This window comes from Kribbella sp. NPDC006257 (genome assembly GCF_040613535.1).
GTDB lineage: Bacteria > Actinomycetota > Actinomycetes > Propionibacteriales > Kribbellaceae > Kribbella.
The window spans coordinates 1-15794 of record NZ_JBEXSJ010000038.1 but is presented as its reverse complement, the minus strand read 5'-3'; the positions used below and the strand labels follow the sequence as shown (position 1 = coordinate 15794).

Genomic DNA, 15794 nt, shown 5'->3' with positions numbered 1-15794 from the left:
CCCACCCAAGGCACCCACCGCCTAACCGCAGCCAGCCGCCACCCCACCCCCTCCCGAGCCACCTCCGCCCACCCCACCCCTTCCCGCGCCGCCCCCGGCCACCCCGCCGCCGGCCGCCCCACCTCCGCTCGCCCCGACAGCGCCCGGCCGGGCCCGGTCGCGGCGCCTGGATGGACATCCGGGGTGGTAGAGCGACGTCAAGTGTTGTCTACCGGCCGAGCTGATCTCGCCCGCACGGTGACTCGGCGGCTTGGCATCCTCACCGCGGCTCTCGTCATCGCAGCGCTTCTCGTGAGCTCACTCGGAATGCAGGTGCTCGTAGTCGTCGCAGCTCTGACCGCCATCACATGGACCGTGCTCTGGCAACGGTCTGAGCATCGCCGTCGCTCAGCCGGCGCAGCCCTACGAGCCCAGATCATCGAGGCCTGCGACGTTCTCAGTGCAGACCTCACCGCAGGCCGCCCACCAGCCGAAGCCCTCGAAGGCGCGGCCACGATCTGCCCCGACCTCAAGATCGCCTCAGCAGCCTGCCGACTCGGCGGCGACGTCCCCGCCACCCTCGACCTAGCCGCCGAATCCCCCGGTGCAGAAGGCCTCCGCGCCCTCGCCTCCGCCTGGCGCGTAGCCGAGGAATCCGGCGCCGCCTTCGCAGGCATCGTCGATCGTCTCTCCGACTCCCTGCGAGCCGACGAAGCCATACGCCGCCAAACCGCAGCAAGTCTCGCCGGCGCCCGCTCAACCGCCCGACTCCTCGCCGTCCTGCCCTTCTTCGGAGCAGCCCTCGGCTATGCCTTAGGCGCCGACCCCATCGCGTTCCTCACCGACACCAAGATAGGTTGGATCGCCCTAGCCGCCGGCCTCACTCTCTCCATCGCCGGCCTAGCCTGGACCGATCGCCTCGCCGAAGACAAGGCACTCTGATGCTGACACCAGTCTTCTTCGCGGGCCTAACAGTCGCCCTCTTGATGCCCAGCAAACCAGCCTCACGACGCCTGAACCGCCGCAGTCGACTGACCCAACGATTCAACTGTCCGGCTTCCCCACCCATCCATCGTTGGTCAGCCGCAGTCGCAGCACTCGCCGCGCTACTGCTCTTCGGTTTCCCCCTAGGCCTCGTGATCGCTCCCGCCATCGCCGTCGGCCTCCCGCTCGCCCTCAACCGGTTGGAGCCCGCCGCCGTCCGCCGACGCCGAGCCCGAATCGCAGCCGACCTACCCCTGACCGTCGACCTCCTGGCGGCCTGCCTACGAGCCGGCCGCCCACCCCAAGCCGCCGTGGCAACAGTCGCCACCGCAACCGCCGTCGGCCCTCTGGCTGACCTACTGGCCGGAGTAGGTCACCGACTAGCCCTAGGAATCGACCCGATCGACGCCTGGTCCGATCTCCTCAAAGAACCAGCTTGCGCACCTCTGGCCCGCGCCGTACGCCGCGCCCTTCGCTCCGGTGCCCCCTTGGCGCGATCCCTCGAACACCTGGCCGACGACGCCCGCCAAGCACGACGCTGGACCGTAGAAGAACACGCCCGAGCCGTCGAATCCCGAGCCGTCGTACCCCTCGGCTTGTGCTTCCTCCCCGCCTTCGTCCTCCTCGGCGTACTGCCAACAGTCGCAGGATCCCTCCACGGAATCCTGCACCTGTTCAGCTGACCGTCTCGCGATACTGCTCCAGCCCGGCAGCCACATTAGTCGCGTAGAACTGCGTCACCCGGTACTCGCAGACTCCCGCAACCATGAACGGATCACTCTTCACCAATTCCCGCACCGCCGCCACATCGTTGCCCACAGCAAGAATAATGCCACCGTCCCGAGGCTCCTTCCGCCCAGAAGCCAGAAACACCCCCGCCTCGTACTGCCCCCTCAACCACACCAAATGCTCACCCAACACCTCTTCCACCCGCTCCAACGCCGCCACATAACTCAACTCCAAAACAAACATCCCCCCACCCTAATTCGCCCACCATCCCACCCCGTCCTGCCTAAGCCCCCAGTCCCAGCCATCCCCACCCAACAGGCCCCCGTCCCACCCAAGAAGCCCCCTACCCCACCCAACCCGCTGCCCTCACCCGGCACCAGCCCGACCCTGCACGATTCCCGCCCACGCAACCCCTCCCGCCCGCGACAGCCCGCCCCCACACCAATCCCTCCCGCCCCGCGATGGCCCACTCGACGCCCTTCCTCCGCCCCGCGATGGCCGGCTCGAAGCCAACCGTCGCGACCTCGCCCGAACCCGCTCGACGCCTTTTCCTCCCGCCCCGCGATGGCCGGCTCGAAGCCAACCGTCGCGACCTCGCCCGAACCCGCTCGACGCCTTCCTCCCGCCCCGCGATGGCCGGCTCGAAGCCAACCGCTGCGACCCCGCCCGACCCGCTCGACGCCAGCGATGACACCCGCTAATAGCCCCCACGGCGCGACCCCTTGCGATCCCGCACGACCGCCAGACCAGATCTAAAGCTCAAGGCCAGTGGACCTAGCCGAAGCCCGCGCAGGGCCGAAGCCAAGGCTCAAGCTGGTACGGCCAGTCCAACCTCGACAGCGCGCCCACCCCGTCTCGTCCCGGATCGCCACAATCTCTCGAACCATCGCCGTCCCGCGCATCCCAGCCCACCCCGACCATCCCGCGGATCCCGCGGTCCCGCGTCCCGGGCGTCCTGTTCGTCCTCCCCGTCCTGCGAGGCCGTTCTGGTTCGCTTGCATCGGCGCGTGAAGGTCGGATGGTCATGCTGTGTCGGGCGGGCGACCATGTTCGGCGGGATCGGAAGCGCGAGGCTGCCCGGATGGCCGTGGCGGCGGATGGTAGATCGTGGGGTTGTTGCGGTAGCTGCGACCGGTGGGGCTGGTCCAGGTCCAACTGCCATCCGGGTTGGCGGCGATCTCCCAGCCGCCTTCGTGCTTGAGGCGGTGATGATGCCGGCACAGGCACCATGAGTTGGCCGCGGTCGTCCGCCCACCGGCCGCGAACGCCGTCCGATGGTCAAGGTCAGTGAATTCCGCGGGCCGGTTGCAGCCCGGGAATTGGCAGGTGCGATCCCGCCACCGGACATACCTGTCCAGCGCAGCCGATGGCGTGTACCGGTCAGGGTCACTGGGTGGTGGCCGGTCGGTGATCCGCAACTCGATCCGCGTACCCGCACCCGTACCGCGGGTCTCGACGGAGCCAGTAGCAGCACCATCGGCGCCGGCGCCGGCGTCGGTGTCGAAGCCGATGTCGGCGTCGGTGTCCGTCTCGGGGTTGGCGTGGGCGTTCGTGGGGTGGCTGTCCTGCGCCGCGGTGGTGTCGGCCTGGGTATTGGTGGAGTGCGGGTCGTGCGTCGCGGTGGTACCGGCGCGGGTGTTGCTGGGGTGCGGGTCGTGCGGCGTGGTGGTGTTGGTGGGGCGGGTGTCATGTGGCGCGGTTGCCGTGGTGGTGTTGGTGCGGGGGCGGCGGGTGGTGGCGCCGGGGTGGGGGCTGTTGGGGGTGGTGGGGAGGTTCGGTAGGAGGGCTTGGGTGAGGGCTTTGATGAGGTGCTTGCGCAGGGAGCTTCGCGGGATGGGGCCGTGGTGGTCTGCTTCTCCACCGGTTGCTGGTTCGCCGTTGATCAATGCGGTCACTTCGGCGGCGGTGGCGTGGATCACCACCAGGGCTTCGGCACCGATCGATGCCTCGTCCGGTATCTCGGGATCCGGCCGGGCTGTGGCCTCACCAAGGTCGTCGGCGCGGTCGTCGTCGGGGTGCTCGGCCGCCGAGTAGTCCTCAGGCTCGTAGTCGCGATCGCCGCACGGATCGCCGCCGGCGTCGTCGAACGGCTCATAACCGCGATTGTCGAGCGACTGGTGGCCACCGTGATCGAACGGATCCTGGCCAGGGTCGCGGGACGGCTCGTGCCCGAGGTCGGGCGACTCGTGATCACGCTCGCGGGGCGGCCGGTGGCCACGGTCGTCGAACGGATCCTGGCCAGGGTCGCGGGACGGCTCGTGTCCGAGGTCGTGGGGCGGCTCGTGTCCCCGGTCGTGGGGCGGCTCGTCTGCGCGGTCGTCGAACGGATCCTGGCCAGGGTCATGAGGCGGCTCGTCGCCAAGGTCGTGGGGCGGCTCGTGTTCCCCGTCGTGGAACGGCTCGTGGTCACGCTCGCGGGGCGACTGGTGGCCACGGTCGTCGAACGGATCCTCGTCTTTGGCGTCGGCTGGCTCGTGGGCAGGGTCGTGGAAGGGTTCGCCGGTGGCGGCATCAAACGGTTCACTGCGCGGGTCGGTGGGCTGTCCGCTGCTGAGGCCGTCGAACGGGTCGTAGCGGCAGTCGTCGGGCGGTTCGGTGCTGGGGTGGTGGGGTGGTTCGGTGGCGGTGGGTGGCTTGGAGTCGTGGGGGTGGCTGTTGGAGGCGGTGTGGGTTCGTTGGTTGCGGTGACGTGGTTCGTGGGTGGTGTTGGCGCCGGGTTCAGCCGAGGCCTGTTCGCCCGCGCGGGTGGCGGTGCCGGCGGCGGGATCTGGGGTTTGGCGTTGGGTGCGTGGGAGGAGGCGGTTGAGGGCGATGTCGGCGCGGAGTTGGCCGGTGGTGCGGGGGTCGCCGTTGCGGCGGGCTCGGGCGGCTGCACGCGACAGGCTGGTGGAGACCGCGGCGGCGTCGATGGCGTCTTGGTCGAGGATCAGCACCGCGCGGCCGTCGCCGTCGGGAATCATCCGCACGGAGCGTTCGTCGTGGGCGCGTTGGTGGCGCCTGCTGCTGGCGGCCGGGCAGCGGCGCGCGGTTTCGCGTCGGCATTCCTGCTTGAGGTCGGCCAACGGGTGGATGCGGGCCCAGGCCAGGACGGCGGTCTCGGCGGCGCGGAGATCATCGAGGCCGTCCAGGACCGATAGCTGGTCAACGATGGTGAAGGCGGCGCGTTCGGTCAGCCACCCTTCCCGCAGCGCGTGGAGGGTGGCGGGGAAGTTGTGGACGAGTTCGCACGAGGTGTGGATCCGGGTGGTGGCGTGCGGCTTGCGGAGGTTGAGGATCAGCGCGATCTCGTCGGCGACCGAACGCAGGTCACCGGCGTGCCAGCGGCGCTCCCCCGGGGCCGCTGCCCGGTCGCCGGGCCGCGGGTGACGGTGGCCGAGATCAGCCGAGACACCGTGCAGGGCGTCATCGAACCCGGCGATCGCTTCGGACTTCCATGCCGCTACGCGTGAGTTCATCCGTGCCAGCGCCTCGAGCCGATCCGCCCACCCATCCGCCGACAACCCGGTCGTGTCCTGCGACGCGACCGCCTCATACAACGCGACCCCGCCAGCAGGATCATCGGCGATGTCATGACACAGCAGACTCCGGCGGCGCCGATCCTCAGCAGACTGCCCGGCAGGACCCAGCCGGGCAGGCCTCAGCGGGACCGCGAGGTGCGGCCTGTCTGCTGGTTCGTCGCCGGGTAGTCTGCTCATGCAATCGATACTATGTTCGAATACACTCAGTAGCAAATCAGTTGTCGGGCGATGTGATCAAGGGCGGATGTCGCCGGATGAAAGTTGCCGTGAGTAGTAGCAGCGTTGGTGTTCAGGTGAGTTCCACCCGGTTGACACGATGGTTGCCTTAAGCATCGATGCTCGGCGACCGGGGCACTCGCGGTGTAGATCGAGTGGTTCTGCGATCTCGCTCAGGTAGGTGCGGAGCTGAGGTTCGTTGAGCACCTTTAGCTTCTGAATGTGTCGCGACGGCGTCGTCCTGCTTCGGGTGGTCTCGCGGTCGCCTGTTCGTTTCTAACAACGTAGGTGCTTGGCATCGGTGGGGCCGCGGAGCCTCGCCAGAGATCCTCGGCGAGGTAGTTTTCCCCAGGTTGAAATCTCTTTCCCTGCAAGGGGTTCGACGACGGCACCTTGTCAGTGAGTCGATCGGAACGGCCGGTCGGCAGATCAGGAGGTTTCACATGTCCAAGGCGTTGGTGCCCTTCCGTCGTCTCCGCAAGCTCAATGAGCGTGGCGCGGCGACCGCCGAGTACGCGGTGACGATGGTCGCTGCCTGCGGGATCGGCGGCATCCTCATTGCACTGCTGAAATCGCCCGCGATGCTGTCTTTGCTCAAGGCAATCATCAACTTCGCCCTCAAGGCCGCCGGTCTCGACGTCCAGATCTGACCGAGGACCCGCCGCGGCGAAACCCCTTGACGCCGCGGCGGGTCCGGAAGACGGAGACCGCCCGGATGTTCCCGAGAGAGACACGGATACCTGGGCTCGCCTCGGCTAGTCCCGACGTCCTGAAGCTGCGAGGCCGGAGTGAGCTGGATGCCTGGGGTGACGTGGAAGAAATGCGCATGCCACCGGTGCGCCGGATGCGTCGGTCAGCGGTCTGGCGGGGCGCGTGTGCTGACGATGTGCTGGGTGGCTGAGTAGCTCGACGGTTGGAGGTTTGTGGGGTGTTTGCTGACGGTTGGCCGGGTTATGGGATGACGAATTGGCGAGGTGTTTGAGATGGCGGGGGTGACGGAGATGTCGGTAGGGCGCAGGATGCGGTTTGCGAGGCGGGATGAGTGTGGTGCTGTGACGGCTGAGGTTGCGATGGTGCTGCCGGTGCTGTTGGCAATGGTGGTGTTGGGTGTCTGGATGGCAGGGGTGGTGATAGAGAACATCCGCTGTATCGACGCGGCGAGGGACGTAGCTCGAGCAGTAGCTAGAGGCGAACCGCCTGAGTCGGCCCAGCAACTGGTCAGACGTACTGCGCCGGAGGGGGCTACCTTCTCCATCACCAGGGATGGTCCAGACATCCACGTCGCGGTCACTGCTGACGTCACTCCGCACTGGCCGTTGCTCGCCAAACTCCCGCCCATCAAGGTCGAGGGCAAGGCAACGATCCAAGCCGAGCCGAGCATTTCCGGTGCCGCGCCATGAGAAGGCAGTCTTTGGGGTGGACTCGTCGTTCGGAGGATGGTGCCGGAACGTTGATGGCCTTGTGGGTAGCAGTGATGATCCTCGGGGCTGGTGCGGTCGTTGTTATCTGGGGAGTGATCTCGGTCGGTAATCATCGAGTAGCCACTGCTGCGGATTTGGTTGCCCTGAGTGCGGCGCAAGCCCTGCAAGTCGGGGCAGGTGATCCATGCCTTACCGCTCAGCGGATCGCCGCGGCTCAGCGGGTCGACCTGCGACGCTGCCAGGTCGAAGGCGAAACGGTTGCTGTCGAGGTGGGAGTGATCGTCCGACTCGGTGTACTCGGTTCGCCGGTTGTCACCAGCCTCGCCCGCGCAGGCCCTTCCGGTTAGGTTCGCCGAAGCCAACGCCGGACGACGAAGACCTATAGGGGGAGACTTCGCAGTCGAGGGCTCACTCATCTGATCCCGTTCGCCGCGGCGCGTCGCCAGGCCACTCGTCGCCAGGCCACTCTCTGCCAGCGGCCTCCCGATGAAGGCTTCCTGGTTGTTCCGGCTTCGGCATCGCCTACTACCTGGGGCTGGTGCGACGCGGGGTTCGGTCGGTTCCCGACGCTGGGCGTGGCGCCTGGGGTTGGTTGGACGACTTGATCGGGATTTGGTTTGGCTGCCGTCGCTTGTCCGTCGCGCGGGCTCGGTTGGTTCGGTACTCGATCCATGATCGTGTTCGCTCGCGCTTGTCGGGCGACTCGTTTGGCATCTGTGGTCGGTCCGGTAGCTATCCGCAAGGAGAGGTCCCGTGCAGGTGGCGGGCCTCCTGCCCACCGCGGCAGCGTCCCACCTTGTTGCGTGCGTGGCCGGCGGGTGTCGCCGTGGGGCTGGTGACTTGGTTTGGTCGTCTGTGCTGCGGCTGGCCGTGACGGTTGAGTAGTGGAGGAGGAGACTTGGGAGGGTGACGGGTGAGCGGGAGCGGTTGATCGTGGTGGACGCGGCGAATGTGGTGGGGTCGCGGCCGGATGGGTGGTGGCGTGATCGGGCTGGGGCTGCGCGTCGGCTGCTGGAGAAGTTGGCGGTTCTCGATCAGAAGGTGTCTGAAGCGATCGAGGTCGTCGTCGTATTCGAAGGGGCCGCGCGGAGGGCGGTGGACGATGCGCCACAACTTGGTGAGGTGCGGGTCGTGCTCGCTGACGGGTCCGGTGATGACGCCATTGTTGATGTCGTGCGAGACGCGGCCGCCGAAGATTCGGACCGGGCTATCACAGTGGTGACGGCCGATCGAGGGCTGCGCGAACGGATTGATGCCTACGGCGCCGAATCGGTAGGTCCCCGCTGGCTATGGGAGCTCCTGGATCAGTAGGGGCGCTGTGAAGTAGTCCGCTATCACCAGTCGATCATCAGAAGTCCATGATCAGCGGCCGACGATCGGTAGCCCGCGCTCAGCGGTCGATGATCGGCATTCCGTGCTGGCGGTCGATGATCGGCATTCCGTGCTGGCGGTCGATGATCGGCATTCCGTGCTGGCGGTCGATGATCGGTGGTCCGTGATCGGCGGTCGAGGATCAGCAGCTCCGGCGAACCCTGTCGGCTAGTCGGCTAGCCAGCCGTTGTGTTCGGCTATTTGGATGGCGTCGGCTCGGGTGCGGGCGCCGGTTTTGCCGATGGCGGACCAGAGGCGGGTGCGGACAACGCGTTCGGAGACGGCGAGTTTCTGGGCCATCAGGGCGACCGAGCCGCCGTCGCGGGCGGCCCGGAGGGTGTCGGTCTCGCCTTCGTTCAAAGGGGTCTCGGTGTACTGGAGGGTCTCGGCGGCCAGGTTGGCGTCGACGACGCGGAGGCCGAGATGCACCCGGCGTACGGCGTCGGCCAGCTGTGGGGTCGGGGAGCCTTTGAGGGCGAAACCTTTGGCGCCGGCTTCGAGACCGCGGCGGAGGTGGCCGGGGCGACCGTAGGTGGTGAGCATCAGAACCCGGCACTCGGGCATCGAGGTACGCAGCTCGGTCGTCACGTGGATGCTGTCGTACCCCGGTCCGGCGGCGTCCAGCAAGGCGACGTTCGCGCGGTGGCGTTTGGCGGCACCGACGACGTCGTCGGTCCGGTTCATCTCGGCGACGATCTCCAGATCACGTTCGCGTTCCAGACCGCTTCTGAGGACGCCTCGGCTGAGGATCTGGTCGTCGACCAGGAGCAGCCGGATGCGGTCGGGCAAACGAGCCTCCGGGGTGACCGTCCGGGCGCCGGGGAAGTGCGTCCGGGAGGAGTTGGGCAGGACAGATCATGAACGCAGCCGGTTGGTGCCGTCCACATGAACGCCCCATCTCTATCAGATTGCGACCAGATCGCGACCCGATCAGCATGACCTCGGCCTCGGGCCCGTAGCAACAAACCGCTTGGGTGACGGTGGTGTGAGGACAACAGCACGGACTGACAGGCGGTGGGGGATCTGCAGCGCGCGGGCTCTTGGTGCGGGGCGGACGGAGCAGGGCGAGCGGGCGTGCGGGCGGCGGGGCGAGCGGGGGAGGTGACGCCAGCGGGTGAGTTGAGGCGAGCGGGTATGGCGGGGCGAACGGACGTGGCGCTGGTGAGGGGCGGACGAGGTGGCGGGGGCTGAGTGAGGAGGCGAAGCTGGTGAGGGGCCGGGCGAGGGTGGCGAGGTTGGTGAGTGGAGTGTGGCGTGGCGGGGGCGAGCGGATGTGGCCAGGGGGGATTGACCGGCTTGGCGTGACGGGCCGGGCGGCCGAGAGCGACGGGCTGGTGAGGCGGCCGAGCGGGCGAGAAGGGGTGCTGGCGAGGCGGGTGAGGAGTGGATTAGGTGGTGAGGGAGAGGAAGCGGTTGTTGTGGGTTATCAGGGCGGTGCCGGAGGGGGTGGGGGCGGGGATGGTCTCGTAGGGGGTGCGGATGGCGTGGCGGTCGCCGTCTGCGGTCAGGAGCAGGGTGTTGGGGGCGTCGATCACGACCAGGTCGTTGCCGTTGCGGAGGACAACGGGGGCGTCGTAGCCGGCGGAGATGGCGGTGCGGCCGGCGGCCAGGCCCTCCAGTACGGCGGGGACCAGTTCGTCCGGACCCTCGGCCGATGCGTCGATGGCGATCCAGGTGGTGGGGATTCCGGGCGTCGTCAGCGAAGACGGGTTGTGGAAGTCGCTGCCACCGATGGGAGTGGTCGACTCAAGACCCCACGCCTGCCACCAGGCGACCGGTCCGCCCCAGGTGTGGTCGAGCCAGGACGAATGCCAGATCTCGGCCAGCGGTGGATGCTCGGGCAGCAGCTGGCGCCACGAGCAATCGCCGCCGAGTGGGTGGTTGATCGACAGCAAGCCGCCGCGACGAGCGACCTCGGTAACCCAGGTCGAAGCCGGCTGGCGGAAGTCGATGACGCCGATCGGGCCGAAGGCATTCGCGTGACCGGTGTCGGTGGTCACTTCCTGCCCCGGAATGAGCCCAACGCCGAATTGTCGTCCGAGCCCGGGCAACTCGCCGTGATGCGCTTCGGTGTTGTGGTCGGTGATCGCCAGTACGTCGAGCCCGGCCGAGACTGCGAGGGCCGCAAGGTTGGCCACAGGCGTCGAGCCGTCCGAATGCAACGAGTGCGCATGGAAGTCACCCGCGACCCACCGAAGCCCGTCGGCGGCGGGCAACACTCGGCGCGGCGGACGAGCCGGTACGCCGACAGCAGCCGTCAACGCCGCGTACTCGTCCAGTCCTGGGATCACCGAGGCCGGGCCGGTCACTGCCTCGACGACCAGCTCGACCCCTTCGACAGGGATCCGGTGCAATCCGATGACCACGAACCAGGTCCCGGCCTCCAACTCACCGGCCACATAACCTGGCGTCGCAGCAGCAGGAGTGATCGCGAAGGACTGTCGCGCACCGCCGGACCACCCACGCCAGCCGCCGGCACCTTCGCACCCCAGATCGATCACCGCACCCTCGACAGCAGGCACAGTCAGAGTCACCGAGAGGCCAGGGCAGCCAGGTGGGATATCGACCGGCAACGAATGCCAGACCGACGCCGCGCGATCGTCGAGGGTCCAGCGCTGGCGGTAGGTCGTGACAGCCATCAGGCAGCCGCAACCGGTTGCCGGGCCAGCAGCTCGCCGGACTCCTTGTCGTACAGCAGCACGCGCTGCACCGAAGCAGTGAGGGCGACCGGAGTGCCAGGCGGCGGCTCGTCCTCCTCCGGCACGGTGGCGCCGATCAATGTGCCCGAGCAATCCACACTGACGAGCGACTGCGTCCCGAGGTTCTCGGTCACGACCACCGTCCCGCGAATCGCCGGCCCGCTCACGTCACCAACAGACAAGGTCAGGTACTCCGGCCGCACGCCGACCGTCACCTCCGCACCGACCGGCACCGAACCAGTAGCCGCAGGCAACGATCCGCCGGCGACCAACACTCCGGCAGACGCGACCGTCCCGGGCAGCAGGTTCATCGGCGTCGACCCGATGAAGTTGGCCACGAACGTGTTGGCCGGCCGGGCGAACACCTCGCGCGGGCTGCCGAGCTGCCGCAGCTTCCCCGACTGCATCACGGCGATCCGGTCGGCGAGGGCGAGCGCCTCGGCCTGGTCGTGCGTGACGAAGACCGTGGTGATGCCCAGATCCTTCTGCAGCTTCTTGAGGAACGTTCGCGCTTCGAGCCGGAGTCGTGCGTCGAGGTTCGACAGCGGCTCGTCGAGCAGCAACACCTTGCCTTCGGAAGCGATCGCCCGAGCCAGAGCGACCCGCTGTTGCTGACCGCCCGACAGCTGTCCAGGTCGCCGCTCGAGCAGGCCCTGAAGCGACAGTTCGTCGCCGGTCTTCGAGGCGACCGAAGCACGCGTCGCCGCGGCAACACGTCGTACCTTCAGGGGATAGGTGATGTTCTCCGAGACGGTCATGTGCGGGAAGAGCGCGTAGTCCTGGAAGACCATCGCGACCCCACGCTTGCCGGGCTCTACCCGAGTCACATCCGAAGAGTCGATCCGAACTGTTCCCTCAGAGGCGGACTCCAGCCCGGCGATGGTCCGCAGGAGAGTCGTTTTGCCGCAGCCGGACGGACCCAGGAGGGCGAAGAACTCGCCGTCGGCAACTGTCAGGTCCAGCCCGTCGACGGCGCGGACGCCGTTGGGGTAGACCGTCGCCAGACCTTCGATGTCGATGCCCGCCATCAGCTCTTGATCCCTCCATGGAAGCGGAACCCATACCGCGAGTTCACCAACAGATAAAGCACGACCACCGGGATCGAGAACAGCAACGAGAACACCGGGATCACCGAGAGATTGGCGCTGCCGCCCTCATCGGTGAAGGTCTGCAGCAGCACCGCGCCCGGCTGCTTGTCGATCGACCGGATCAACAGGAACGGCACCAGGAAGTTGCCCCACGAGTTCACGAAAGCCCAGACCATGATCGTGGCCAGCCCGGGCCGGGCGACCGGCAGTACGACGTCCCGCAGGATCTGCAGCGTCGAGGCGCCGAACACCCGAGCCGACTCCTCATAGCTCTTCGGTACGGCGTCGACGAAGTCCTTCAGGATGAAGATTGCTGCCGGCAACAGCCCACCAGTCATCACCAAAGCCACACCGAACCGGGAGTCGATCAGCCCGAGCTGGAACATCATCACGAAGATCGGCACCATCGCTGCGGTACCGGTGACTACAGAGGACAGCAGCAGGAGTCCGTACAGCAAGGCATCCCGCCCCGGGATCCGCACGCGTGACAGTGCATAGCTAGCCAAAGCAGCAAAGGCAGTGACAGCTACTGCCGTAGTGATGCAGATCAGTAGTGAGTTCACCATCGAGTGCATCGCATACGGATGGTCCAGCGTCTTGCGGACGTTGTCGAGCGTCCAGTCCGGCCAGCGCACTCCCAGTCCGGGCGACTTGTCGAACGGCGCCGAGGCGACCCACAGCATCGGTACTGCGAAGAACAGCGTGATCGCACAGATCAACACGTAGAAGCCGATCCGGCGTACGACGAAGGCAGGCGTCATGACCTCCTCCTCAGCAGTCGCAGGTAGAGCAGTGCAACCAGCAGGTTCGCAATCAGCAGCAGGAACGAGATGGCCGACGAGTAGCCGAGCTCACCGCCTTGAAGCGCGACGTTGTAGATGTAGACCGGTACTGTCTCCGACTCGTGGTTCGGGCCGCCCTTGGTAAGCAGGAACGGCGAGAAGTCGTTGGCGGTCCACAAAGAGATCAGCAGCGTGTTCGTCAGCACGTGCCCGCGGATGTGCGGAAACACCACGTCCCGCAGCGTCTGCCATCCAGAGGCGCCCACCATTCGGGCCGACTCCAGTTGCGACGGTGGCACCGCCTGCAGTGCTGACGAGTAGAGCATCATCGAGAACGCCGTACCGCGCCACGTGTTGAACACGATCAAGCAGACCATCGGGTAGTCGATCAACCACGCCGTACCCTGCGTCCCGAGGATGCTGTTCAACGTGCCGGTGTCGCGGTCGAAGAAGGCGATCCACAAGTACGCCACAACCGTGGACGGCAGGATCCAGGCCAGCAGGACAAGGGCTTCCACCGTACGGCGTACGGCCGGTCGGGCGCGCCGCATCGTCCAGGCCAGCGCGAACCCGAGGATGTTCTGGCCGACGATCGCCGAGCCGAGTACGAAGAGCACCGTCAGCCAGAGCGCGTTGTGGAACAGCGCGTCGTTCAGGGCCTTCGTGTAGTTGGCCAGCCCGACGATCGACGGCGACACCGCCTCGACACCGGTCAGCCGGTAGTTGGTGATGCCGATGTAGATCGTCCACAGGGCCGGGAAGACCAGGAACGCACCGATCAGCAGCAGGGCCGGGGCCAGGAAGCCGAAGGCCCGGCCGATGCCGAGACCCGCGACGTCCTGGGCCGGAGCCCGGACCCGCGCCGGGCGTTCCGGCGCGGGTGCGGTCGTCGTCGCCATCAGCTGGTGGTGACCTTGTCCTTGCTACCCGCGGCGGCCTCGACCGCCGTCTCGTAGCTCTTCGCTGCGGCGTCCGTCGACTTGCCACCGACCACGTCCGCGGTGGCCTGCTGGAGCGCGGCAGAGATCTTCGGGTACTCCGCCAGGCCCGGCCGGTACTGCGTGATCGGCAGCACCTTGGTTGCCACGAAGTTGAGCATCGGGTCGCTCGCCAGCACCTCGGTGTTGACGTCCGTGCGCTGGGTGATCTTCGCGGCGCCGTTCAGGGAGGCCTTGACCATCTCCGCCGAGTTCATGAACTGCAGCAGCTCCCAGGCCTGCTGTGGGAACTTGGTGTTCGGGTTGATCGCGGTCGCGCCGCCACCGGACATCGAGACGAAGTCCTGCCCCTTGATGCCGCTGCCCGGCTTGCTGGCCGGGATCAGCGCGTAGCCCACCGCGGTGTTCCGGTCGGCCATCTTGGCCACGCCTTCCTTGGGCTCCACGACACCACGCCAGAAATAGTCGCTCTCGAGCAGGATGCCGATCTTGTTCGCGGCGAACTCGCTGAACGACTTGTCCCGCCCCTTGGCCTCACGCTGCAGCACCGGGTCACCGAGTCCGCTGCTGTAGATGCTCTTGTAGAAGTCGAGCACCTGCCGGATCTGCGGGCTGTTGCCGAGCCACTTGCCGTCGCTGTTGATGGTGGCGCCGGTGCCCACCAGGAGCGGCAGCACGCCCTGCATCGTGGTTGCCTCGCCCATCGCCGTACCGGCGTTGAGCTGGATCGGGGTGACGCCGGGGAGCTTCTTCAGCACCTGGCCGGCGCTGATGATCTCGTCCCACGACTTGGGTTGCCAGTCGGCTGGCAACCCGGCCTGCTGAAAGAGCTTCTTGTTGAAGAACAGCACGCGGCCGTCGGTGCCACCCGGTACGCCGTACCGCTTGCCGTCGTACGAGCCGAGCTGCTGGACCGACTCCGGGATCTGCTTCCAGCCGTCCCAGTCGTTCACCTTGGCGGCGTCGCCGACCGTGTCGGTCAACGGCTTGATGTAGCCGGCCTGGGCGAACTCACCCACCCAGATGCCGTCGACGCTGAACAGGTCGGGACCGGTCTTCTGGGAGAGGCCGAGTGCAAGCTTCTGCTTGTAGACCTCGTCGTCCGAGCCGTCGCCCTGGAACTTCACCGTGACGTCGACGCCCTTGGCCTTCTGGTCGGCGACGAACTTGGGGATCAGCACGTCCTCGGTGAAGGTCGCGCCGGCGCTGCCCTTGCCGCCTTTGATCGAGTTGGCGCCGATCGTCAGCTCGACCTTCTTGGCATCGGCGTTCCGGTTCGCGTCCTGGTCGCCGGATTTGTCACCGGACGAACCGAGGCAGCCGGTGAGCAGCAGGGTGGCGGCCGAGCCGAGGACGGCCAGCCGGGACAACCGCGAGATTCGTCGCATCAGGGGGCTCCTTGCGGGTCGGTGCAGGCGATGCCGGTCCACCTTGGCACTAGCGGGGAACTATGTGAAGACAATAACTACGGCGATCGGCAAAATGTTGTGACTTTCTTACCGTGGCCCTCGGTTGCAGTCACCGACCGTTGCCGGTGGCCACTTCCCGGATCAGCGGGATTCCGTCAAATCGGATGCAGGCGGCAAGCATTGCGGTGAAGTTGAAGTTAGCTCGCGGTTCCGTCACAAAGGGTTCAGGGCTAGATACACAGGGTGACAGCGGGAGGTAGCGTCAGTGCCGATCGGGTTCCCTGGAACGGAGGTGACGAAATGTTGCTCGGACTTCTGGACGACCTTCTCGGGTGTGGCCACTACTGGCACCACTGGCACCACCACTGCTGGTGGTGATCGCCCGGCGGTGATCGGGAGTCTCCGCTGACGCGCAAGCAGCGGATGCCGGCCGGACCCACCGCTCCACAACTCGAACCCGCAACGGTTCACAACTGAAGACAACGGTTCGCACAGAAAGGACCGAAAAGAAGCGGCCGGGCGCCCCGGTGGGGGGGGCGGGCCGGCGGAGGGGGTGGGGGGGTTTGGTGTTCGAGAAAGGCCGGGCACCAGGCAGATAATGGGGGGGGGGGGGGGGAGCGGGGGCCGCGCGCCCCCCGGGAGCCCGCCCCGCGGGGGAGA

At 67.1% G+C, this 15794-nt stretch carries 14 protein-coding genes; 6 read left to right on the top strand and 8 right to left on the bottom strand.

Translation table 11 applies throughout. The features are described 5' to 3' along the window. The first annotated feature begins 237 nt into the window (after positions 1–237). Entirely contained in the window at positions 238–921 is a 684-nt protein-coding gene (locus ABZ004_RS33170) for a type II secretion system F family protein (RefSeq protein WP_355685189.1), read from the top strand. Then, positions 921–1646, top strand: coding sequence for a type II secretion system F family protein (locus tag ABZ004_RS33165; RefSeq protein WP_355685188.1), 726 nt, complete (start codon positions 921–923; stop codon positions 1644–1646). The genes ABZ004_RS33170 and ABZ004_RS33165 overlap by 1 nt, the downstream gene beginning before the upstream one ends. Here the strand turns inward: ABZ004_RS33165 and ABZ004_RS33160 are convergent. Further along, a complete protein-coding gene (locus tag ABZ004_RS33160; RefSeq protein ID WP_355685186.1) occupies positions 1639–1935 on the bottom strand; it encodes a YciI family protein in 297 nt (98 codons plus the stop codon). The genes ABZ004_RS33165 and ABZ004_RS33160 overlap by 8 nt on opposite strands. Before the next feature lie 779 nt (positions 1936–2714). After that, positions 2715–5387, bottom strand: coding sequence for a DUF222 domain-containing protein (locus tag ABZ004_RS33155; RefSeq protein ID WP_355685185.1), 2673 nt, complete (start codon positions 5385–5387; stop codon positions 2715–2717). 482 nt (positions 5388–5869) lie between these two features. Between ABZ004_RS33155 and ABZ004_RS33150 the strand changes: the two genes are divergently transcribed. The 4 genes from ABZ004_RS33150 (at position 5870) to ABZ004_RS33135 (ending at position 8158) form a co-directional block, all read left to right on the top strand. Continuing rightward, positions 5870–6076, top strand: coding sequence for a DUF4244 domain-containing protein (locus ABZ004_RS33150; protein ID WP_355685183.1), 207 nt, complete (start codon positions 5870–5872; stop codon positions 6074–6076). 402 nt (positions 6077–6478) lie between these two features. Further along, on the top strand, positions 6479–6826 hold the full coding sequence (locus ABZ004_RS33145; protein WP_355685182.1) for a TadE family type IV pilus minor pilin: 348 nt from the start codon (positions 6479–6481) through the stop codon (positions 6824–6826). After that, complete coding sequence (locus tag ABZ004_RS33140; RefSeq protein ID WP_355685181.1) at positions 6823–7194, top strand: Rv3654c family TadE-like protein; 372 nt, start codon at positions 6823–6825, stop codon at positions 7192–7194. Before ABZ004_RS33145 ends, ABZ004_RS33140 begins: the two co-directional genes overlap by 4 nt. 559 nt (positions 7195–7753) lie before the next feature. Then, positions 7754–8158 carry an NYN domain-containing protein gene (locus tag ABZ004_RS33135; protein ID WP_355685179.1) on the top strand — a complete coding sequence of 135 codons (405 nt, stop codon included), beginning with the start codon at positions 7754–7756 and terminating at the stop codon, positions 8156–8158. 228 nt (positions 8159–8386) lie between these two features. On the opposite strand, the gene ABZ004_RS33130 is transcribed toward ABZ004_RS33135, so the two are convergent. The 6 genes from ABZ004_RS33130 to ABZ004_RS33105 form a co-directional block, all read right to left on the bottom strand. Further along, the gene (locus ABZ004_RS33130) at positions 8387–9007 is read right to left on the bottom strand and encodes a response regulator transcription factor (RefSeq protein ID WP_355685177.1); all 621 of its coding nucleotides are present in this window, start codon (positions 9005–9007) and stop codon (positions 8387–8389) included. Between the two features lie 599 nt (positions 9008–9606). After that, positions 9607–10857, bottom strand: coding sequence for a CehA/McbA family metallohydrolase (locus tag ABZ004_RS33125; protein ID WP_355685176.1), 1251 nt, complete (start codon positions 10855–10857; stop codon positions 9607–9609). Further along, a complete protein-coding gene (locus ABZ004_RS33120; RefSeq protein WP_355685174.1) occupies positions 10857–11945 on the bottom strand; it encodes an ABC transporter ATP-binding protein in 1089 nt (362 codons plus the stop codon). Before ABZ004_RS33120 ends, ABZ004_RS33125 begins: the two co-directional genes overlap by 1 nt. After that, positions 11945–12766: a carbohydrate ABC transporter permease gene (locus ABZ004_RS33115; protein ID WP_355685173.1), complete on the bottom strand. Its 822-nt coding sequence runs from the start codon at positions 12764–12766 to the stop codon at positions 11945–11947. Before ABZ004_RS33115 ends, ABZ004_RS33120 begins: the two co-directional genes overlap by 1 nt. Then, the gene (locus tag ABZ004_RS33110) at positions 12763–13686 is read right to left on the bottom strand and encodes a sugar ABC transporter permease (RefSeq protein ID WP_355685171.1); all 924 of its coding nucleotides are present in this window, start codon (positions 13684–13686) and stop codon (positions 12763–12765) included. The genes ABZ004_RS33115 and ABZ004_RS33110 overlap by 4 nt, the downstream gene beginning before the upstream one ends. After that, the gene (locus ABZ004_RS33105; protein WP_355685170.1) at positions 13686–15113 is read right to left on the bottom strand and encodes an extracellular solute-binding protein; all 1428 of its coding nucleotides are present in this window, start codon (positions 15111–15113) and stop codon (positions 13686–13688) included. The genes ABZ004_RS33110 and ABZ004_RS33105 overlap by 1 nt, the downstream gene beginning before the upstream one ends. Positions 15114–15794: the final 681 nt, after the last annotated feature.